This window comes from Candidatus Poriferisodalis sp. (assembly GCF_965208555.1).
Classification (GTDB): Bacteria; Actinomycetota; Acidimicrobiia; order Acidimicrobiales; family Poriferisodalaceae; genus Poriferisodalis.
Genome location: NZ_OZ242342.1, coordinates 1,320,520 through 1,340,888 on the forward strand (window position 1 = coordinate 1,320,520; position 20,369 = coordinate 1,340,888).

Consider the following 20,369-nt stretch of genomic DNA (forward strand, 5'->3'; position numbering starts at 1 on the left):
CCCATGGCACTGGCGATCTGAACAGGGCGCTCCACATCGTTCGTTAGGTGAACTTTACAATCTTCGGAAACTGTGGCTATAGTGCGGCGCCATGCTCACGCCACCAATCCCCTCCGCCCCGCCGCCTCCGTCTGCGCCTCGGCCGTCGAGTCGGCGCAGACGATTGATCCGCCTGGCGGTGCTTGCCACCAGCGCCGCCCTGATCGCCAGCGCCTGCGGGTCTGCACGCACGCTCGAAGGGCCCGCGGCGGCGATCTACGACGGCGAATGCGCCAATGCCGGTGACCGGCAGCTCACCGTCTATTCGGGTCGCACCGAGAACCTGATCCAGCCCGTGCTGGACGCGTTCGAGTGCGAGACCGGCGTCGACGTGGCAGTCCGCTGGGGCGCCTCGACCGACCTGGCGCTGCTGCTGGCAGAGGAAGGCGACCGCACCAGCGCTGACGTGTTCCTGTCCCGCTCGCCGGGCCCCGTGGGCTTCCTGGAGAACAAGGGCCTGCTCGGCACTGTCGACGCAGGCGTCGCCGATCTCGTCGACAGCCAGAACCGTTCCGGCTCACGCACCTGGGTCGGGTTCACCGGTCGCAAGCGGGTGCTCGTCTACAACGTCGACAATGTCGCCGGCGACGAGCTGCCCGCATCGGTCTTCGACCTCACCGACGAGCGCTACCGCGGCCGGGTGGCCATCCCCGCCACCAATGGCTCCTTCGTGGACTGGTTCACCGTCTTCCGGCACCAGCACGGCGACGACGCCGTCGCGCACTGGCTCGACGACATGGTGGCCAACGACGCCCGCTACTACCCCAACAACCGGTCCATCGTGGAGGCGGCCGGGCGCGGCGAGGTCGACATGGGCCTCGTGAACCACTACTACCAGTACCAAGTGGCCGAGGCCATCGGTGACGATCACCGGGCTGCGAACTGGGACTTCGCCGGCTCCGACATCGGCTCGCTGCTCATCATCACGGCGGCCACCGTCACTGCCTCCAGCGAGCACACGGCCGCAGCCAACGACTTCATCGCCTACCTGCTGAGCGCACCGGTGCAGCAGTACTTCAGCAGCGAGACCCTCGAATACCCGCTGGCTGCAGGCGTCGCTCCGGCCAATGTCCTGCCAGGCCTCGACGGACCTGAGGTCGGAAGCCTCGACTTCGACTCGCTCGGCGAGGGATTCGCCCGGTCCACCGAGATCATCGAGGCCAGCGGCATCCTGAACGAGTGACACCGGTCCTGACACCGGCCCGATCGGGTGGCTGAGATGATCGCCGCCACCCGGCGGGGACGCAGCACGGCACCGCCGGCGCTGCGCCTCGCCGGCGTGGCGCTGGCATTCCTGTTCGCCTTCCCCGGCGTCTATTTGGTGTACCGGGCGCTGCGCGACGGCACCGGCCCCGACGGGCTGCTGTGGAGCGCACGCACACTCGGCCCGCTGTGGCGGTCGCTGCGGCTGGCTGTCTCGGTCTCGGCGTGCGCGCTGGTGCTGGGCACCGGCCTGGCGTGGCTCACCGCCCGCACCGACCTGCCGCTGCGCCGGTTGTGGCGGGTGCTGCTGCCGCTGCCGCTCGTGTACCCGACCTTCGTGGGTGCCGCGGCGTTCATCCGCACCCTCAACCCGGGCGGCCTGGCCAACGACCTGCTCGCCTATATCGGCATCACCACGGTGCCCGAGCTGCGTGGGTTCTTCGGCGCCTGGCTGGTGCTGCTGCTGATGACCTACCCCTACGTGTACCTGCCGGTTGCCGCCCGGCTGCGCCAGCTCCCCGGCAGCCTCGAGGAGAGCGCCCGGATGCTCGGCGACAGTGCCTTCGCGGTGTTCCGCCGCATCTGCCTGCCCCACGCGGGCACCGCCATCGGGGCGGGCACGCTGCTGGTGTTCCTGTACACGCTGAGCGATTTCGGCGCCGTGCAGCTGATGCGCTACGACACGCTGACCCGCGCCATCGCCACCAACCACCTGGCCAACCCGCCGGTGGCGCTGGCGCTCAGCCTGATGCTGCTGGTGCTCGCAGCGGTGGTGGTGCTGGCCGAGCGGTGGTTCTCCCGCCGGCTGCCCGACGGTGCACGCTCAGGCTCGAACCGGCCGCTCGACTACCGCTTGGGCCGCTGGAAGCCGGTCGCCGCCGCCGCGGTCGGGCTGACGGTGTTCGCAAGCGTCGCCGCGCCCTTCATCGCGCTGGTGGACTGGGCGCAGCGGGGCGTGCTGCGCTCGGTGACCGGCGAGCGGGCGCTCGCCGTCGACTACGGCAGCATTGCGGACGCCACCTTCAACACCGTGTGGGTGAGCGTCGTCGCCGCCGCCATCTCAGTCGCAGCGGTGCTGCCCATCGCCATGCTGGTGGGGCGCCACCGGTCCCGCACCGGATCGCTCGCGCACGCCGTGGTCATCAGCACCTTCGCGCTGCCCGGCCTGCTGATCGCGCTGTCGATGCGCTTCTGGGTGCTGCGGACTGACGTGGTGCTGGAGCTGCTCGGCGACACGACCGTGCTGCTGATCTTCGCCTACATCGTGCGTTTCGGGTCGCTGGCCATGGGCATCAGCGTGGTGGCGGTGCGCAGCGTGCCCGAACGGCTGCACGACTCCGCCCGGCTGCTCGGCGCCGGGCCGGTGCGCCGCTTCTTCACCGTGGACATGCCAGTGATGGGGCCCGCGCTCGGCGCAGCCGGCGGGCTGGTGCTGCTGTCGGTGATGAAGGAGCTGCCGATCAGCCTGTTCGTGTCGCCGCTGGATTTCTCCACGCTGACCACCCGCATCTTCGGCTCATTCGAGGACGCATTCATCGCCGAAGCCGGGCTGATGAGCGTGATCCTCGTCGTGCTGTCGTTCGCGCTGACGTGGTTCTTCGTGGTCCGCCGCCAAGATCACACCTGAGCGGTGACAATGCTCAGGAGGGCCAGTACTCGGCCTTGTGCTCGCGCTTGAGCACCTTGCCGGTGGGCCCCTTGAGCAGCTCGGCGCGCAGCTCGACCGCCTTGGGCACCTTGAAGGTCGCGAGCGATCCGCGGCTGAACTCGACGAGCTCGGCCGGCGTGGCGGCGTGGCCGTCCCGCAGCACCACCAGCGCATGCACGGCCTCGCCCCAGTGGTCATCCGGCACGCCGAATACGCACACGTCGGCGACGGCCGGATGCTCGGCCAGCGCGTTCTCCACCTCGACCGGGTACACGTTGTACCCGCCGGTGATGATCATGAACTGCTTGCGATCGACGAGGTACGCATAGCCCTCGCTGTCCACGTACCCGAGGTCGCCCGTGTGCAGCCAGCCGGCTCTCAGGGTGTCGGCCGTCAGCTCGGGCTCATCGAGATAGCCGGCCATCACCGAGGCGCTCCGCACCCTGATCTCGCCCTGCTCCCCCGGCGCGAGCACTGCGCCGTCTGGTGCAACGGCGTCCAGCTCGACGTGATGCATGGGTCGGCCGCACGAACGCAGCAGGTACTCCTCGCCTGCCATCGCCCGCAGGTGGTCGGCGTGCGACAGGCGGGTGAACCAGCCGCCCGCCCCTTCGGTGGAGCCGTACCACTGCTCGATCTCTGCGTCGGGAAAGGTGGCCATGGTGCGCCGGATCATGGCCGGCGTGGTGGGCGCCGACCCGTAAACCACCTTGCGCAGGCTGGAGCAATCGGCTGGCGCCGATTCCTGTGCGTCCAGCACTGCGCCGAGCATCGTCGGCACCCAGACCGTCGCCGTCACGCCGTGCCCCGAGATCGCATCGAGGCAGTCGCCGGGCGTGAAGGCCGCGAGGACGACGTTCGTCCAGCCCAGCACCACGTGCCAGATGCCCAGCAAGCCCGGCACGCCGGCGCCGGGCAGGCAGTGCAGCCAGATGTCGGTGGGACGCATCTCGGCATCCATCGCCGTGTGCGCCAGCGCGTGGGTGACGTTGCGGTGCGTCCAGCGGGCACCCTTCGGCGCCCCCGTCGAGCCGGTCGTGTAGCAGATGGTCGACAGGTCGCCTTCGGAGGACGCCGCGGCCGGCGCATCGCCAGCGGCGTCGATCGCCCCGGCCAGCTCGCCGTAGTCGGTGGCGGCGTCGCCGCAACTGACGAAACCGAGCGAGCTCCCGGCCACCAGCGGCGCGAACTCCTCACTGCACAGCCCGTAGCCGGCGCCGCTGTGCTGCAGCAGCGTGTCGAGCTCGGCCGGCGAGTAGCGGTAGTTGAGGCCGACGCGCACGGCGCCCAGCCGGGCCAAGGCGAAGATTGCCTCGTTGTGAAGCGGTCCGTCGGCGAACAGCGTGGCCACCCGGTCACCCTGGCGCACGCCCATTCCGGCCAGTCCGGCGGCCAGGCGCTCAGCCCGTTCTGCGACCTCGGCCCAGGAGAACTGCAAGCCTTGCGCCGGGTAGATGTACGCCGGATGATCGCCTCGCCGCCGCGCCGTGCGACGCAGCAGGTCCCACAGCGTGCTCATCGGCCGCTGAAGCGGGGCCGCCGCTTCTCAGCGAACGCAGCCAGACCCTCGCGATAGTCGTCGGTCTGCACCAGCTCGGCCTGCAGCCGCGCCTCGGCCTCATTGACCTCGGCCCACGTCATGCCGGTGGCCTGGCGCAGCAGCGCCTTCTGGCGGCGGAACGCCAGCGTGGGCCCGGCGGCAATGCGCTGGGCAAGGGCAGTCGCCACCGCCAGCAGGCGGGATCCCGCCACCGAGCGGTTCACGAGCCCCCACTCGGCTGCCTGCGGGCCCCGGATGACATCGGCCGTGTAGATCATCTCGAGTGCTCGCCCCATGCCCACGAGGCGCGGCAGGTGGTAGTGACCGCCCGAGTCGAGCGCCACACCCAAGTTCGCGAACGGTGAGCTGAAACGGGCATTGTCCGCCGCGATCACGACATCGCAGTTCAAGGCGAGGCCGAGGCCCACACCCATGGCGGCACCGTTCACCGCCGCGACGGTGGGCTTGTCGAACTCCCAGAGCTGTTCCAGTACGGGCGTGATCGTTTCGGAGATGATGGCGTAGGCGTCTTCGCCGGGCTCGGCCTCGGTCAGGTCACGACCCGAGCAGAACGCCCGTCCGGCCCCGGTCAGCAGCAGGCAGCGCACGCTGTCGTCCGCCGCCGCTGCATCGAACGCCGAGGACAGCTCGGCGAGCATCGCCCGGTTGGCGGCATTCATGGCCGTGGGCCGGCTCAGCGTGACGGTGCGGACACCGCCATCGTCGTCGACCGCAATGGTCTCGTAGCCGGTCGGGTCGGCGGGAGTCTCATCGTGCTCAGCGCTCATCGGGGATCGTCCTCGGGGCGGGTCAGGGCGAACAGGGCCAAGTTCACACACGTCAGCACGAGCGTGCCGTTCTGGTTCAGCACGCGCCATTCGATGTGGGCGAGCCCGCCGACCTCGCGTTCTTCCTTCTCGATGATCTCCAGCTCGACGTGGATCGTGTCGCCGATGAAGGTCGGGACGGGAAATCGCAGCCGATCCATGCCGTAGTTGGCGATGACGCTGCGTGTGTCGGCCGGCAGCAGCAGGCCGCCGGCGATGGCCTGCACCATCAGCCCCGGGGCGATGCGCTGGCCGAACATCGACTCGGCCGAGGTGACGACGTCGGAGTGCAGCAGGAACCAATCGCCGGTGAACATGCACCAGTTCACGACATCGGTTTCGGTGATCGTGCGCCCTCGTGTGACCTGCGTGTCGCCGACCTCGATCTCGTCGAAGTAGCGCATGAGCAGCGGTTCTGGCATCGGCCTCTCCTGTCAGTCCGTCGAGCCGATCACAGCGCGGCCACCACCACATCGTCGGGCGACACGGCCAACTCGTCACCGTCGATTCCCAGGGCCGGAATCGCAGGAAAGTCCAGCCCGACGTCGTCCACGATCGACTTCACCCGCAAGAACGCCCCTCGCCACAGCTCAGTGCGCTGATCCGGTTCGGGCACGGCGAGACCCGCTCGGCGAGCGAGACCTTCGAGCTGGTGGTGTGTCTCGACCCAGCCCGCGGGGAGGTGCCCCCAGAACTGCTGGTTCGGCTCGTCCATGAACACCGAGAAGTAGGCATGCGATCCCACCAGGTTCTTCAGCACGGCCGCCTGCTCGTCGGGTGAGATGTTGGGCAGGTAGCGGCGCATGAGATGGGTGGCGAGGCTGAAGTGGCGTGACTCGTCGCGGGCCACCAGCCGCATCAACGCACGCAGCACCGGATGGGTCGAGTCCTGCCCGAGTTGGCCGAACATGAATGTCCCCGCTGCCTCTCCCGCGGCGAAGGCGGAGACGATCGTGCCGAACCGGTAGCGCTGGTGGGCGGTCTGGTAGCCGCGCCAGTAACGGTTGATCTGCGACTGCACCCAGGCGATGTTGCGCATCGCGGCGCGCTCCAGCTCGTTCTCAGGCGTCATGGCGTCGCCGAACGTGGGGTGCATGGCCCGGCACACGCGCATCGCCATCTCGTCGTGGTGGTTCTCGTCACGGGTGACGGTGACCAGCATCCGCCGCACAGCGTCGTGCTCCTGGGTTTCGTAGGCCGCGATAAGCGCCCGGGCGAACGTGAGCACGCCGGCGGCCTCGAAGCTGCCGTGCATGGTGAACCAGTAGGCCAGCCCGAGGCGCTCATCGGGCGAGAGGTCGTGAGGCGCGAGCGCGGCCCAGTCGACCTCGCCGGCCAAGCCGTAGTGGTCTCGCTCGGCGCGCTCGTAGGTGCCCCACAGCCGCTCGGGTCCCCGGTCCCAGCTCAGCGGCATGATGCGAGGCCCGTCATCGTCGGGCAGGGGCGGCCACGCCTCGGTGTCGGCTTCTGCCAGCGCAGCCCAGTCGGCTGCGGCAGCGGGTTCGACGCCGTCGGCGGGCGGGGGGCTCACCGGTGATCGACCATCACGTGCTCTTTGGCGAGGAACATCACCGAGCGGCCGAAGTCGATGAAGTTGGCCTCGTCCTCGTACGCCCGGCGGGACGCGGCCCGGTTCTCGGGGATCGCGTTGCCCATGGCGCTGCGGTCCATCCAGACCTCGGCGTGCCCGGTGTAGGGCTCGACCGTCGAGCCTCGCGAGCGGTTGACCGCCGCGGTGAATGAGTGCTCGTCGGCGTGCACCTGCTGGTAGCGCAGGATGCCTGATGACTGGGCCTGGCGGCGGATGACCGGCCCGTGGTGGGTGCGCCAGTACCACTGCGCCTCGTCGATGCTGAGCGACGGCAGGTGGCGGATGCTGAAGTACAGCTTCACCAGGCTGGAGCGCTCGGTGGCCACGATGTTCTCCGGCGTTGGGTTCACCTGGGGGTACTCGTAGCAGTAGTACGCCGAGGAGTTCTCGATGTCCAGGAAGTTGAGCTCGTCTTCCACGAGCACCCGGTCGAACTCGCGGCCGCCATCGGTGCGCATGGCGGCGAGCATCGCTTCCTTCGACTCCCACCAGACCTCGGCGACGCCGTCGTAGGGCTCTTCCATCTGGCCGCGCCGGCCCGGCAGGCGACTGTGGTCGTCGTCGGTGGTGTGCACCTGGACATAGCGCAGCATCTTGGCCGTCGCCGAGTGCGATACCACGAGCGGCCCGTGCACGTTCAGCCAGTAGTCCTGCATCTCGGCTCGGCTCATGCCCTTCTTGCGCCGCAGCAAGAACGTCAGTCGCAGCATCGCTCGCCTCCTCGGTGTCTGAGCGAGCTTCGCGCAGATTGCGCTGTTGAGCAGACGGCCAGCCCGGAACTGCTGCAGGGGTGACTGGTAGTTTCGACCGAGGTGCCGGTGGGCGCCGAGGGGGTTATGTCAACATGCCGATCACTGAGTTCTTTCCGGGCATCAAGATCGTCGACTCGGATACGCACTGGACCGAGCCGCACGACCTGTGGACCAGCCTGGCGCCCGCCAAGTACCGCGACCTGGTGCCGCAGATCCGCGAGCACGACGGCAAGCGCAAGTGGGTGGTGAACGGCGACATCCCGATCGCGGGCGACTCGGCCGTCTCGGCGATCCTGCCCGACGGCGAGAAGATGCTGGGGCTGAAGTTCCTCAAGCACGACATCGAGATGGTGCACGCCGCCTCGTATGACTGCGATGCCCGGCTCGAGCTGATGGACGCCATGGGCGTGTCGCACGGCATCGTGTACCCCAACGTCGGCGGCTTCGGGAACCAGAACTTCCTGAAGGTGGAGGACCGGGCGCTGCGCATCGCCTGCGTGGAGATCTACAACGACTGGATGGCCGACCTGCAGGCGCGGTCGGGCGGCCGCATCCTGCCGATGGCGCTGGTGCCGTGGTGGGACATCGACGCCAGCGTGCTCGAGGTCGACCGGATGCACCGCAATGGCGCCAAGGGCATCGTGATGTGCTCCAACCCGCACGACTCGGGCATGCCCAACTTCGCTCAGCCCGACTGGCGGCCGTTCTGGGAGATCTGCGAGGCGCTGGAGATGCCGGTCAACTTCCACATCGGCGCCTCGGAGGGCGACATCGACTGGTCGGGCAAGGTGCCATATGACACCTGGTCGGGCGATGTGAAGATCTCGCTCGGCGGGGCGGCCATCTTCCTGGGCCAGCTTCGCTGGATGGTGAACCTGCTGGTCAGCGACGTGCCCGAGCGCTACCCGAACCTCAACTTCGTGTCGGTGGAGAGCGGTGTCGGCTGGATCCCGTTCCTGCTCGACGCGCTCGACTACCAGTGCGGCGAGACAGCGCCCGAGCACCTCGCGCACCTGTCGATGAAGCCGTCGGACTACTTCCGGCGGCAGTTCTACGGCTGCTTCTGGTTCGAGTCACAGACGCTGGCGCCGGCCATCGACCACATCGGGGCCAGCCAGATCATGTTCGAGACCGACATCCCGCACCCCACGTGCCTGTACCCGAAGAGTGTCGAGCGGGTGCGTGATGCGATCGGCAGCCTCGACCCCGCCGTGCAGAAGCAGATTTTGCAGGACAACGCGGCGCGGCTCTACAAGATCGACGTGTAGCGGTTGGCGCGGCCAGCGCCGCCGATGCTTCAGGTGGCTAGGCGGCGGGGCGGGCGCCGCGGCTGAGGCAGTCGGCACCCCAGCGGGCCATGTCGGCGTCGAGGTCGAGCGGGATGTTGCGGGGCGCGTCGGGTTCGTAGAGCTCCGGCGGCACCTCCCACATCACCTCGAACTCGATGCCGTCGGGGTCGTGGCAGTACAGGCTGCGGCTGACGCCGTGGTTGTTCTCGCCGACGAGCGCGCCCATCTCGGACAGCCGGGTCTTGGCCTCGGCCAACTCGGCCAGCGTGGCCACTTCCCAGGCCAGGTGATACAGGCCGACGTGGCGGGCCGGCGCACCCTCGCCGGCTGCGTCGAACAGACCGAGGTCGTGGTCGGTGTTGGAGTCGGGTGACGCCATGAACACCGCCGTGCCGTAGCGGTTGACGACCTCGAGCCCGATCGCCTGGTTGTAGAAGCGGGCTGACGCCTCGGGGTCGTTCACCCACAGCACCGCGTGTCGCAAGCCCAGCGTGGCCATGTGCCGGATCGTACCGAGGTGCCCGCGCACTGCTTGCGCGCTGCTCGTCGGGGGTCAGTTGCGGCGGGTGTCCTTGTAGGGGATGTCCTTGGCGTCGTCGGGTTCTTTGGGCAGGCCCAGCACCCGCTCGCCGATGATGTTGCGCTGGATCTCGTCGGTGCCGCCGGCGATCGACATGGCCGGCGTGGACATCAAGATCTCCGACACGATGCCGTCGGCGTTGGAGCCGGGGCCGACGAGCATGCCCATGGAGCCGGCGATCATCGTGTGGGCGGTGTGGCACTCCCGGGCAGTCACCGACATGTTCAGCTTGGTCAGCGAGCCCTCGGGGCCGGGCGGCTTGCCGGCGGCACGTGCGGCCCGGGCACGCTGGGTGGTCCACGACGAGATGCGCCGCAGCGTCTCGACCCGGGCGATCTGCTGACGGACGACGGGGTCAGCGACTCGGCCGGTGCGCTGCGCCTCAGGGATGACCAGGTTCGCCCGGCCGGCCCGCTGCGGGTACCACTTGTAGGTGGCGAAGTACTCGTCGCTCTCCTGCTTGGCCCGCTCGACCGTGGGGCCGCCGTCGGCCCGGTAGCGCGGGCGGCGGGTGGCCACTGCTGCCCGCTCGTGGGTCAGCGTGGTGAGGCCGATGCGCCAGCCGTCGCCGGGGTTGCCGACCAGCTCGTCTCCGGGCACACAGGCGTCTTCGAAGAACACCTCGTTGAACGTGGCGTGGCCGTTCATCTGGCGCAGCGGGCGCACCTCCACGCCGGGCTGGTCCATCGGGATCAGGAAGTACGAGATGCCCTGGTGCTTGGGCACGTCCCAGTTGGTGCGCGCCATCAGGATGCCGAAGCGGGCCTTGTGGGCGCCGGAGTTCCAGACCTTCTGCCCGTTGACGATCCACTCGTCGCCGTCCCGGTCGGCCCGTGTCACCAGTCCCGCCAGGTCTGAGCCGTTCGTGGGCTCGGAGAAGAGCTGGCACCACTTGTGCTCGCCCGTCAAAATCGGGCGCAGGTGCCGCCGTTTCTGATCGTCATCGGCGTGGGCGAGCAAGGTCGGCGCGACGAGGTACATGCTGACGCCCGCCGCCACCCCGACTGCTCCGACCGCGTCGAACTCGCGGGCCACCACGGCATCCATTGACGGCGGCAGCCCGCGCCCGTGCCACTCGACGGGCCACGACGGCGTGCCCCACCCGGTGTCGGCCAGCAGGTTGCGCCACTCGATGAGCGGCCGCTCACGGTGCCAGTGCTCCTCCAGCCAGGTGCGGGCTTCGTCACGCACCTCGTCGACGCTCGCCATGCGCGCAGCGTAGAACCGAAGCCCAAGCGCCGCCCGAACGCCGAAGCCCGACTGAGCCCACGACCATCAGGCGCCTCGTCGATGCCGGGGTTACGTTGAGCCGATGGACTTGGGGCTGACGGGCAGGCGCGCGGTGATCACCGGCGCATCGAAGGGGATCGGACTCGGGTGCGCGGTGGCGCTGGCCCGTGAGGGCTGCGACGTTGCGCTGGCCGCTCGGTCGGCGGACGTACTGGCGCAGGCCGCCAAGGAAGTTCAGGCTGCCGCGTCCAGGGTGGCTGTCACGACGCATGCCGTCGACCTATCGACGGCCGAGGGCCGCCAGACACTGCTCGCCGAGACCGGTTGCGACGGCGGCGGCGCCGGGCTGGTCGACATCTGGGTGAACAACGCCGGGGCGATTCCTGCCGGCGACATCGTGACGGTGGACGATGCGACCTGGCGCGACGCCTGGAACCTGAAGGTCTTCGGCTACATCGATCTGTGCCGGGCTCTCCTGCCGTGGATGACGTCTCGGGGCAGCGGGGTCATCGTCAACGTCATTGGCGTGGCGTCACTGCGACCGCAGCCGTCGTACATCGCCGGCGGGGTGGGCAACAGCGGCCTCGTCGCCATGACCGCTGCGCTCGGCAGCCGGAGCCTGCGCGACGGCGTGCGCGTGGTGGCTGTCAATCCCGGCCTGATCATCACCGACCGGATGGGCGACATGCTCCGCCGCCAGGCCATCGACGAGCTCGGCGACGAGTCGCGCTGGGAGGAGCTGATCCCCGCCGACCCGGCGCCTGGCACGGTGGAGCAGGTGGCCGACGTGGTCGCTTTCCTTGCGTCAGACCGGGCAAGCCACGTCAGCGGCACATCGGTCACCATCGACGGCGGCGCATCCGCTCGCTGAGGAAGCCGCTGCCCGGCGGGGTTTCAGCGGCTCGCTAGTGTCCCGCGGCGAGGGGATCGGATGAGCCAGGAGGAGGCAGCCATGGACGTGCCCGACTTTCGGATGGTGTCGGTCGAGGCGCTGGCGGCGATGGTGCACGACCGCACGCTGACCGCTGCGGCGGTGACCGAGCATGCGCTGGAGCGCATCGAGGCGCTGAACCCGCAGCTCAACGCATTCGTGGCGCTGAATGCCGAGGACGCCCGTGCGCAAGCGGCCGCCATCGACGAGCGGCTCGATGCCGGCGACGACGTGGGGGCGCTGGCGGGCATTCCCATCGGTGTCAAGGACTTGGCCGACGCCGCGGGGTTCGTCACCACGCGGGGGGCGATGCACCTGCGTGACTCGGCGCCGGTCGCTGCCGATTCCACCGAAGTGGCGCGCATGCGCGCTGCGGGTGCGGTGATCCTCGGCAAGACCAACACGCCCGAGTTCGGCTGCATGGGCGACACCTACAACAACGTCTTCGGCCCCACGTGGAATCCGTGGCAGTCCGGCCGCTCCGCCGGCGGATCATCGGGCGGCACCAGCTCGGCGGTTGCGTCGGGCATGGTGCCGGTGGGCACCGGCTCCGACGGTGGGGGCTCCATCCGCATCCCCTCGGCCATGTGCGGAATGTCGGGTCTCAAGCCCAGCCACGGGCGTGTGCCGAGCGGCCCGCCCCCGCCCGGGCTGCTGGATTTGTCGTGTGTCGGCCCCATGGCCCGCCGGATCCGCGACGTTGCGTACTGCCTCGACGCGATCATCGGGCCCCATCCCTCAGATCTGCGCAGCCTGCCGGCACCGACCGAGTCGTGGCGTGCAGCGCTTGACGACCCGCCGCTGCCGGCGAGGGTGCTGTGGGTGCCGTCGTTCGACGGCGGGCCGGTCGACTCAGAGATCATGGCGTCGTGCGCCGCCGCCGTGGAGCGGCTGGCGGCTGAAGGCACCGAAGTTGTTGAGGCCGGACCGCTGTTCGAACCGGCCGGCATCGTGACCGAGGCGTTCCTGCCGCTGTTCCTGGGCGGGTTGATCGCACCGGCCTTCCGGCCGTTGTTCGGGACCGACGCGTGGGACGACGTCACCGACTGGCTGGCCGTAGCGCTGGCAGAGGCCTTCGAACGAATCACCGTCGACACCGTGTCCGCGGCTCGCCAGCAATGCGGCGGGCTGTCGGTGCAGCTCGGCGAGGCGATGTCGGGTTTCGATGTGATGCTGCTGCCGACCATGGCAGGCCAGACGCCTGTCGTGGGAGGCGACGGCACCATCGACGGTGTGGAGATCGAGAACTGGGTGCGTTTCACGCCGCTGGCCAATCTCACCCGGCGCCCCGCCAGCACGGTGTGCTCCGGCCTGACGGCGGATGGCATGCCCATCGGGCTGAGCGTGTTCGGCCACCAGACTGACGACGTGGGTGTGCTGCAGACGACCGCCGTGCTCGAGGACCTGCTCGGACTCGATCCTATTGCGCCTGACATCGACTGAGGCGGCTCCCCTGACGCACCCGTGCGGGAATCCCAGGGTTACGTTGGGCCGGTGGACGCGGACGAAGTGATCGAGCTGCTGGGGCTCGAGCCGCTGCCCGGCGAGGGAGGCCAGTGGGCCCAAACCTGGCGCGACGAGCACTCGACAGCCATCTACTTCCTGCTGCAGCCCGACGACTTCTCAGCACTGCACCGGCTCGCCGGCGTGGAGCTGTGGCATCACTATGCGGGCGCGGCAGTGGACATGCTGTTGCTGGGGCCCGGAGGTTCGGTGAGCCGACCCCGGCTCGGCGACGATCTGGCTGGGGGCGAGCGGCCCATTGTGGCGGTGGAACCGGGCACGTGGATGGCCGCGGAGACCACCGGGGACTGGTCGCTGGTGGGCACCACGATGGCCCCCCGTTACGAGGAGGCCGATTTCGAACTCGGCGACCGGATAGTGCTGTCGGCCGCATACCCCGAGGCCGCGGCAGACATTGCTCGCCTGACCCGCGAGGATGCAGCCGATGGCTGAGCAGGACGAGCTGGCGCCGCAAGACAAGTCGGCGCCGCAGGACGAACTGCGACCGCCAGCTGAGCTGATCAGGCTGGATGGCCGGGTCATCGTGGTGACGGGCGCCGGCGGGGGCATCGGAACCGGCATCGCCCGTCGGCTGATGGCCGCAGGTGCCACCGTCGTGGCCCACACCCGCTCGTCGCCGACCGATCATCTGGTGGACGCAGATGGGCACCCCGTCGCATCGGTGCAGGCCGACCTGGCCGAATCCGATGCGCCCCAACGCGTTGTGGATGCCGCGCTGAGCGAGTGCGGTCGCATCGACGGGCTGGTCAACAACGCCGCCATCCAGCCGCTGGTGCACTTCGCCGAGCTGAGCGACGCCGAGTGGGCGGAGATGATCGACGTCAACCTGACGGCTGTGCACCGGCTGACCCACGCTGCGTCGGCGGCGATGCGGACCCGCGGCGACGGCGGCTCGATCGTCCACATCGCCTCGATCGAGGCGCATCATCCCACCGACCTGCACGGCCACTACGCCACGGCCAAGGCGGGCCTGGTGATGCATGCCCGGGCCGCAGCCGGCGCCTACGGCCCTGACGGGATTCGTGTTAACAGCATCTCGCCGGGCCTCATCGACCGGCCCGGCCTGGCCGACGACTGGCCCGAGGGCGTGGCCCGCTGGCACGCAGCGGCACCGCTCGGCCGGCTGGGCACCGCCGCGGATGTCGGCGACGCATGCGTCTTCCTCTGCTCGGACCTGGCGCGGTGGATCACCGGCGTCGACCTGGTGGTCGACGGCGGGGTGCTCACCCGGCCAACGTGGTGACGCCTCGGCCTGCCGCCCGCTGTCATCGCTGACCGCAGCTCTTAGTTGTCACACCCCCCTGGTGCACTGCGGGGAAAGACAACGTGCACCTCTCGGGCACGCTTCACAGAAGCGGAGAAACCACCATGGACACCTCGACAGAGTCTCGGGCTCGCGCCGGCGATTGGATGCTCGCCGTTGCCGTGGCGCTGGCCGGATGCCTGCTGGTCCTGAGCTGGACGATGGCCAGCGGCTAGGGCTGCCATCCCGTTCCCTGGGGCGTTCTGCTAAGTAGAGGCCAGCCTCTACGAGGAGACACGAATGCTCATCGACAATCCCACTGGCGGTTACCGATTCCTCACCGGTATCTCGCCGTTCTCGAGCGGCGTGGTGGCCAACGCAGGCCACGAGGTCGTTCACGCCACGCTCGACGCCCAGGTGCCATGGCGCCAAGGGTTCGAGCAGATCGACGCCCATCTGGCCGCTGTAGGGCGGTCACGCCCGGCGCTGTGCGCCATCGAGCTGCGCTGCCCTGCGCCGTACTCGATGCCCGACTTCATCGAGTTCAACGCCGGCTACGTCGAGCTCGTCCGCTCATGGGATCTCTACGTCGGCGATCACAACCCGCTGGCTCGCACCAACGTCGCCCCCGCGAACGAACCGCCCGCCGAGCCCGTGCTGCACGCGTTCTCCTACACCGTCGAGGCGCCGGCAGACGCGCCGACCACCTTCGTCGTGTCGGGCGCAGGGGAGATTCCCGAGGCCTCGCTCGACGACAACGAGATCATCCGCAAGGGCGAGACCGGGCCCGAGGCCATGCGCGAGAAAGCGGCGTTCGTGGCCGCCACCATGGGCTCACGCCTGGCGGCCATGGGTGCGGGCTGGAGCCTCGTCACCACCACCGACGTGTACACGGTGTTCATGCACGAAGGCCTTCTGGAAGACGCCGTCATCGGCCAGATGGGGCCGGCGACCCGCCACGGCATGCGCTGGTACCGGTCGCGCCCGCCGGTCATCGATCTCGATTTCGAGATGGACGTGCGAGGGATTCGCAACGAGATCATCGTCTAGCAGCGTGCGCCCCACGCCGGGTGCGGTCGAGCGTGGCAAGGTGAGCGGCGCATGACGCCTGCCGAGCTGGAAACGATCGCCGTTGATGTCGCCGAGGTTGCGGCCACGTTCCTGCGGGGGGTGGTGGGCACCGGCGAGGCTCTGCGCACGAAGTCCTCCCCGACCGACGTGGTGACGGCCGTGGATATCCAGTCCGAGGAGTTCATTCGCGGCGAGTTGATGCGTCGCTGTCCCGGTTCTTCGATAGTTGGCGAGGAGCTGGCTGACGAGGTCGGCGGCAGCGGCATCTGCTGGATCGTGGACCCGATCGACGGCACCGTCAACTTCCTGTACGACCTGCCGGTGTTCGCCGTGAGCATTGCTGCGACCCGCGAGGGCACCGTCGTAGCAGGTGCTGTTGCCGACGTTCTGCGCGGCGAGGTGTTCTCGGCCGCACTCGGCTCAGGCGCTCGTCTGGACGGCTCGCCCATTGCCAGCACGGCACAGGAAAGCCTGGCGCAGGCGCTCGTGGCAACGGGTTTCTCCTACCACGCAGGCAGGCGACGCGAGCAAGCCGCAGCGCTCGCGCGTGTGCTTCCAGAGACCCGCGACGTTAGAGCTTTCGGCTCTGCGGCGCTGCACCTGTGCTGGGTCGCCAACGGTCGCTGCGACGCCTTCTTCGAGCACGACCTGCGGGTGTACGACTGGGCCGCGGGCGCGTTGATCGCTGCGGAAGCGGGCGCACGGGTCGAGCTGCCCGACGAGCTCAACGACGACCTGGTGTTCGCCGCCAGCCCGCCGATCTTCGAGCCGCTGCGGGAGCTGATCGTCGGCTGAGCGGCCGCAGTCTCGGGTGGAGCCACGACGCGTAGCGTGGATGCATGGCCGCGTGGTTGGCGGCGGCCGCCGTGGCACTCGTACACGGGCTGCTGGCCGTCTTCGTCGTTATGGGAGCGCCACTGGCGGCGCGCCGTCGGCGCATGATGCCGTGGTACCTGGCCGTGGTGCTGCCGATCGCGGCCATCAACATCCCCAGGCTGCCGTGCGTGCTGACGGTCTGGGAGAAGGAACTGTGGAGGCTCGCAGGTCGCACGCCCTACGACGGCGGATTCATCTCGCACTACTTCGTGGAGCCGATCTACGCCCCGGGACTGGACGCCAGCGGCGAGATAGTGCTGCTCGTCATCGTCACGGCCTGGTGTCTCGGCTGGCTGGCCTACGCCGCGGCCACGCGCCGGCGTGCGCGATCGGCTGCTCGTTCGACCGTGGCGGCGACCTGAGAGACTGGCGGCGTGGCCCAGAACGTTCTCGGCAGCGAGCTGCAGCCGTGCTCCTATGACCCGCTGACCGGCTGGTTCCGCGACGGCTGCTGCAACACCGACTCGGGCGACTTCGGCGTGCACACCGTGTGCGCCGTGATGACGGCCGAGTTCCTGGAGTTCTCCGCCTCGGCCGGCAACGACCTATCAACGCCACAGCCAGCTACGGGCTTCGACGGGTTGAAGCCGGGCGACCAGTGGTGCCTGTGCGCCTCACGCTGGACCGAAGCGTTCGAGGCGGGCGTCGCTCCCCCGGTGGTGCTGGAGTCGACTCACGCCCGCACGCTGGAATGGGCCAGCCTGAGCGATCTAGAGGAGCACCGGTTCACCGGCAACACCGCCTGAGACCACGCCGCCAGCCCGCCGGGTTGGCGCGATTCGCTTGTGCTGCATTAACTTTGGCGCTTGCCTGCGGCTGCACCGGGGACAATCCGGAGAATTCTGCGACCGACGTCGGGTTGCGGCACCTGGTCGTCGAGTGCCGAGACATCATCGACACGGTCGCCGAACTCGTTCCCGACTACACGGCACACGGTTCCGACGGCGGCTTTGTGGCGTTGCCCACGAGGACACTGCAACTGGGGCGGTCGGGATCAGCGGACTCGGGCCATGAGGACTACCGATTCGCAAAATTCGGGCTGCTCGTGCGGCGCTCGCGGCAGGCCTTGCTGGAGATCGTGAGCGCTCCTGACGGCGCCTTCTTCAACTACGGAAGCAGCGCATTCGGGCCCGCCGACACGCTCACGGCCGGACCCTGTGACTCCGATCGCGGTGACTGGGTCGTCTGGGCCGGCGGCATCTGGGTAAACGAACCCGGATGCGTCGAGGTGGTGGTCTCGTCGGAAGACGAGGAGATTCCCGCACAGCTGGCCGTCGGTGCGCCCTGCGACACGCGCACCTAGTGATGACGATGAGGGTCGGTGGGCGGCATCAGGCGTCACCCGCAGCAGTGTCCCAGAGCGCCGCATCAGCCTCCGACCACTCCGCGAACGCCTCGGAATAGTCGAGCACCAGATCCGACGTGCGCAGGAGGCGGATCGCTTGCCTGATCGTCGCTGACCGGGTTGGCAGCCGGTGCGCTTGCGCGTAGGCATCAAGCGTCTCGACGTCCTCGTCCGGGATGCTCACGCTCAGTCTCATACCAAAGCCTCATTTGAGCAAGAAGCCAAATATGGAAACTAACGGCGATGTCGCAGCGCACCTAGCACCCGGTCGGTGTTGGATCGGCTCGGGTGTCGCGAGAACGCCAGAGTTGTCAAGCGCGCCAGAGTCTGAGCAGTTCGCTGGCCGCGTACCAGCGGCGCGCACGGCCGACGGTTTCGGTGCCGACCTCAATCTCTGACAGCACACCGTGCCTGGCAAGCGCCTCGAGGGCGGTCCTGCCAGTGCGCTCGCTGACGTCGAGCAAGCTGGCGACATCGGCCGAGTTGATGACCGGATGACCGGGAAGGAACCGAAGCAGCGCCCGGGCGGCGCTGTCGTGTCTCAACGAGCTGGTCATCCGGCTCCATTGCTCGATGAGTTCCTGCGACTCGTTGACGACGGCGTTGGTGAGATCCGCTGTTCGCTCGACGACCTGAGCGAACCACCGCACCCACGGCCCGGCGCGCCCGGTCTCGAACATGCGGAGCCCAGAGAGATACCCGCCGGCGTCGCGGGCGATCGCCATGCTGATCGGCGCCACCGAACGCTGTGTCACGCCAGCGCGCCGCAGGATGCGACTGACCAGCACCCGCCCGAGTCGACCGTTCCCGTCGCCGTAGGGGTGAATCGCCTCGAACTGCGCGTGCGCGATCGCCGAGCGTGACACCGCATCGAGGTCATCGTCGGCGTCTGCGAAGCGCACCAGGTCATCCATCAGACGCGGAATCTCCTCGGGCGGCGGGGGCACGTAGGCCGCATCGGAGGGCGAGGTGCCGCCGACCCATCCCAAGGCCGGCCTGAAGGTGCCGATCATCTCGGGGGGCAGGTCGCTGTTGCGCATCAACCGGTTGTGCCAGTCGTGCAGCATCGTGATGGTCAGCGTCTCGTGGGCGGTCTGCACGGAGCCGTCGATCACGGCAAGGTTGTCCGCCACCCACCCAGCCGCCCCGCCGAGTCCGATGCGCTCAGCGACGAGCACCGAGGTCACCGGTTCTCGCAGCCCTTCGATCCCCGACGAGGCAATGCCCTCGTGGCGCATCAGCAGGCGTGCCAGCGCTTCCCACGTCACGGGCAGTCGCTGATCAGCGAGCCGCAATGCCGCGACGGCCCGCTCGGCACTGCGAACATCCGGTGTCGACAGCGTCAAGTCGCGCTGAGACAGCTCGGCGGGAACCCATGCCGCGACCGTGTGTCCGCGCCACTCGACGGCCGCTGACCGCCCGGCTGTTCCTTCCGCAATCGCCTCCATTACGGAAGGATACTAGAAGAACTCTCCGCAACGATTGGACCTACGGAAGGCTGCGGTCGGGGCGGAGCTGGATTGGCTCGGGCGGCACGAGGACGCCGTGGAGCAGTGCCCGATCGCCCAAGGGTCGGGACAGTTCGACGATTGCGTGTACGTCCGGGTTGCCGGGGCAGTCGGCCATGCCGACGTAGGGCACTACGGCGAAGGCCACCAGCACGGCGTCGTCGGTCTCGATGACCTGCGGTCCCCGCAGCGCATCGCCCATCTCACGGCCGCTGGTGCAGCCGGCTTCGGTCACCAGCAGCTGGATGCGGGTGTCGGCAGGTTCCGGCAGCGCCGCTGGATCGAGATGGACGGCGGCATGGCTGAGCCCCGGCGGCAGCACCACTCGGTTCTCGCATCGGGTGGAGCTGAGGCCACGGCCGCCCCACCAGCAGTCGGTCGGCGGTTCGCCAGCGGTGTCGAGGGGGATGATGTCGAGCGACCCACTGGGTGGCTCGACGCTGTAGATGACTTCCAGGCAGATCATCTCTGCGGGCACGATGTTGGCGAGGCGTTCGAGCGTGGCGTCCGTCGGGTCCACGAAGTCAAGCGACACCCGGTTCCGAACGGTCCAGATGCCGATGCCTTGCATTCCCTGGAGGCGCCCGATGGATGCCTGGAGGTCCAGGAGTGCTGCGTGGGAATGATCGACCTTGACCACGTCGAAGGGCGTGTCCGGCGGCAGCAGCGCTTCCAGCGCTTGACGGTGGGCCTCGATGTTGCCGGTGAACGCCGCAACGATGGCCCCGCCGGGCGCCGCGCCATTCCACATGAAGCCGAACTCGTCGCTGTGCTTCGCCCCGTACTCGCCGACGGTGTCGAATACCGATGAGGGCAGGCTGTCGTAGGCCGGCCCTGGACCGAAGATGCTCTCGACGTCGGGGATGTCATCGCATGCCGCGAATGCACCGATGGTGGGGGCGACGGTTGCCGGGGACGGTTGAGCGCTCTCTTCGGCGAGGGACCCGGCGGTCGAGACCTGTTCGGTCCGGCCGGTCGAGCCGCACGCTGCAGCAGCGAGAACGGCGACAGCTCCGAGGGCCCAAGCACAGGCCCGCAGCCGCAACCGTGCTGCCATGCCGTCCGGCTTACTACGCGCTCCGAGGGGCAGCCAGGCACAGCGCCCGATTGACACCGAGTTGCCGTCGATTCGACACAGCTCCGCCGAGGCCGGTCGGCTTCATCGGAAAATC

The 20,369-nt window shown here is 68.8% G+C and carries 22 protein-coding genes; 12 read left to right on the forward strand and 10 right to left on the reverse strand.

Features of this window, described 5'->3' with window-relative positions; genetic code table 11:
- Positions 1-163: 163 nt before the first annotated feature.
- Positions 164-1,222, forward strand: coding sequence for an extracellular solute-binding protein (locus ACOGXE_RS06105; protein ID WP_419933060.1), 1,059 nt, complete (start codon positions 164-166; stop codon positions 1,220-1,222).
- A gap of 36 nt (positions 1,223-1,258) precedes the next feature.
- Positions 1,259-2,869, forward strand: coding sequence for an ABC transporter permease (locus ACOGXE_RS06110; RefSeq protein WP_419933061.1), 1,611 nt, complete (start codon positions 1,259-1,261; stop codon positions 2,867-2,869).
- A gap of 13 nt (positions 2,870-2,882) precedes the next feature.
- Here ACOGXE_RS06110 and ACOGXE_RS06115 read toward each other — a convergent pair whose 3' ends face one another.
- From ACOGXE_RS06115 to ACOGXE_RS06135, 5 genes are read right to left on the reverse strand one after another with little or no spacing between them, the layout of a single operon-like run.
- Positions 2,883-4,409, reverse strand: coding sequence for a class I adenylate-forming enzyme family protein (locus ACOGXE_RS06115; protein ID WP_419933062.1), 1,527 nt, complete (start codon positions 4,407-4,409; stop codon positions 2,883-2,885).
- Complete coding sequence (locus ACOGXE_RS06120; RefSeq protein ID WP_419933063.1) at positions 4,406-5,218, reverse strand: enoyl-CoA hydratase/isomerase family protein; 813 nt, start codon at positions 5,216-5,218, stop codon at positions 4,406-4,408. Before ACOGXE_RS06120 ends, ACOGXE_RS06115 begins: the two co-directional genes overlap by 4 nt.
- Complete coding sequence (locus ACOGXE_RS06125) at positions 5,215-5,679, reverse strand: MaoC/PaaZ C-terminal domain-containing protein (protein WP_419933064.1); 465 nt, start codon at positions 5,677-5,679, stop codon at positions 5,215-5,217. The genes ACOGXE_RS06120 and ACOGXE_RS06125 overlap by 4 nt, the downstream gene beginning before the upstream one ends.
- A 29-nt stretch (positions 5,680-5,708) precedes the next feature.
- On the reverse strand, positions 5,709-6,788 hold the full coding sequence (locus ACOGXE_RS06130; protein ID WP_419933065.1) for a diiron oxygenase: 1,080 nt from the start codon (positions 6,786-6,788) through the stop codon (positions 5,709-5,711).
- Positions 6,785-7,558, reverse strand: a complete 774-nt coding sequence (locus ACOGXE_RS06135) for an EthD domain-containing protein (RefSeq protein ID WP_419933066.1) — start codon at positions 7,556-7,558, stop codon at positions 6,785-6,787. The genes ACOGXE_RS06130 and ACOGXE_RS06135 overlap by 4 nt, the downstream gene beginning before the upstream one ends.
- A gap of 134 nt (positions 7,559-7,692) precedes the next feature.
- Between ACOGXE_RS06135 and ACOGXE_RS06140 the strand changes: the two genes are divergently transcribed.
- Positions 7,693-8,868: an amidohydrolase family protein gene (locus tag ACOGXE_RS06140; protein WP_419933067.1), complete on the forward strand. Its 1,176-nt coding sequence runs from the start codon at positions 7,693-7,695 to the stop codon at positions 8,866-8,868.
- Positions 8,869-8,905: 37 nt separating this feature from the next.
- Here ACOGXE_RS06140 and ACOGXE_RS06145 read toward each other — a convergent pair whose 3' ends face one another.
- The gene (locus ACOGXE_RS06145) at positions 8,906-9,388 is read right to left on the reverse strand and encodes a VOC family protein (RefSeq protein WP_419933068.1); all 483 of its coding nucleotides are present in this window, start codon (positions 9,386-9,388) and stop codon (positions 8,906-8,908) included.
- A 54-nt stretch (positions 9,389-9,442) separates the two neighbouring features.
- Positions 9,443-10,678 carry an acyl-CoA dehydrogenase family protein gene (locus ACOGXE_RS06150; protein WP_419933069.1) on the reverse strand — a complete coding sequence of 412 codons (1,236 nt, stop codon included), beginning with the start codon at positions 10,676-10,678 and terminating at the stop codon, positions 9,443-9,445.
- A gap of 103 nt (positions 10,679-10,781) precedes the next feature.
- On the opposite strand from ACOGXE_RS06150, the gene ACOGXE_RS06155 reads away from it, so the two are divergent.
- From ACOGXE_RS06155 to ACOGXE_RS06195, 9 genes are all read left to right on the forward strand, one after another.
- Positions 10,782-11,570, forward strand: a complete 789-nt coding sequence (locus ACOGXE_RS06155; protein WP_419933070.1) for a short-chain dehydrogenase/reductase — start codon at positions 10,782-10,784, stop codon at positions 11,568-11,570.
- Positions 11,571-11,630: 60 nt separating this feature from the next.
- Positions 11,631-13,073, forward strand: coding sequence for an amidase (locus ACOGXE_RS06160; RefSeq protein ID WP_419933071.1), 1,443 nt, complete (start codon positions 11,631-11,633; stop codon positions 13,071-13,073).
- A 51-nt stretch (positions 13,074-13,124) separates the two neighbouring features.
- Positions 13,125-13,586: a cupin domain-containing protein gene (locus tag ACOGXE_RS06165; RefSeq protein WP_419933072.1), complete on the forward strand. Its 462-nt coding sequence runs from the start codon at positions 13,125-13,127 to the stop codon at positions 13,584-13,586.
- Entirely contained in the window at positions 13,579-14,397 is an 819-nt protein-coding gene (locus tag ACOGXE_RS06170) for an SDR family NAD(P)-dependent oxidoreductase (RefSeq protein ID WP_419933073.1), read from the forward strand. The genes ACOGXE_RS06165 and ACOGXE_RS06170 overlap by 8 nt, the downstream gene beginning before the upstream one ends.
- 300 nt (positions 14,398-14,697) lie before the next feature.
- Positions 14,698-15,447: a RidA family protein gene (locus tag ACOGXE_RS06175; protein ID WP_419933074.1), complete on the forward strand. Its 750-nt coding sequence runs from the start codon at positions 14,698-14,700 to the stop codon at positions 15,445-15,447.
- A 51-nt stretch (positions 15,448-15,498) separates the two neighbouring features.
- Positions 15,499-16,263: an inositol monophosphatase family protein gene (locus tag ACOGXE_RS06180; protein WP_419933075.1), complete on the forward strand. Its 765-nt coding sequence runs from the start codon at positions 15,499-15,501 to the stop codon at positions 16,261-16,263.
- 44 nt (positions 16,264-16,307) lie between these two features.
- Positions 16,308-16,706, forward strand: a complete 399-nt coding sequence (locus ACOGXE_RS06185) for a DUF2784 domain-containing protein (protein WP_419933076.1) — start codon at positions 16,308-16,310, stop codon at positions 16,704-16,706.
- 12 nt (positions 16,707-16,718) lie between these two features.
- Positions 16,719-17,090 (forward strand): DUF2237 family protein, encoded by a 372-nt coding sequence (locus tag ACOGXE_RS06190; RefSeq protein WP_419933077.1) that lies wholly within the window; start codon positions 16,719-16,721, stop codon positions 17,088-17,090.
- Between the two features lie 53 nt (positions 17,091-17,143).
- Entirely contained in the window at positions 17,144-17,647 is a 504-nt protein-coding gene (locus tag ACOGXE_RS06195) for a hypothetical protein (RefSeq protein ID WP_419933078.1), read from the forward strand.
- A gap of 28 nt (positions 17,648-17,675) precedes the next feature.
- On the opposite strand, the gene ACOGXE_RS06200 is transcribed toward ACOGXE_RS06195, so the two are convergent.
- From ACOGXE_RS06200 to ACOGXE_RS06210, 3 genes are all read right to left on the reverse strand, one after another.
- Entirely contained in the window at positions 17,676-17,873 is a 198-nt protein-coding gene (locus ACOGXE_RS06200; RefSeq protein WP_419933079.1) for a ribbon-helix-helix domain-containing protein, read from the reverse strand.
- Between the two features lie 127 nt (positions 17,874-18,000).
- Positions 18,001-19,137: a Fic family protein gene (locus ACOGXE_RS06205; RefSeq protein ID WP_419933080.1), complete on the reverse strand. Its 1,137-nt coding sequence runs from the start codon at positions 19,135-19,137 to the stop codon at positions 18,001-18,003.
- Positions 19,138-19,177: 40 nt separating this feature from the next.
- Complete coding sequence (locus ACOGXE_RS06210; RefSeq protein ID WP_419933081.1) at positions 19,178-20,254, reverse strand: hypothetical protein; 1,077 nt, start codon at positions 20,252-20,254, stop codon at positions 19,178-19,180.
- Between the last annotated feature and the right edge of the window lie 115 nt (positions 20,255-20,369).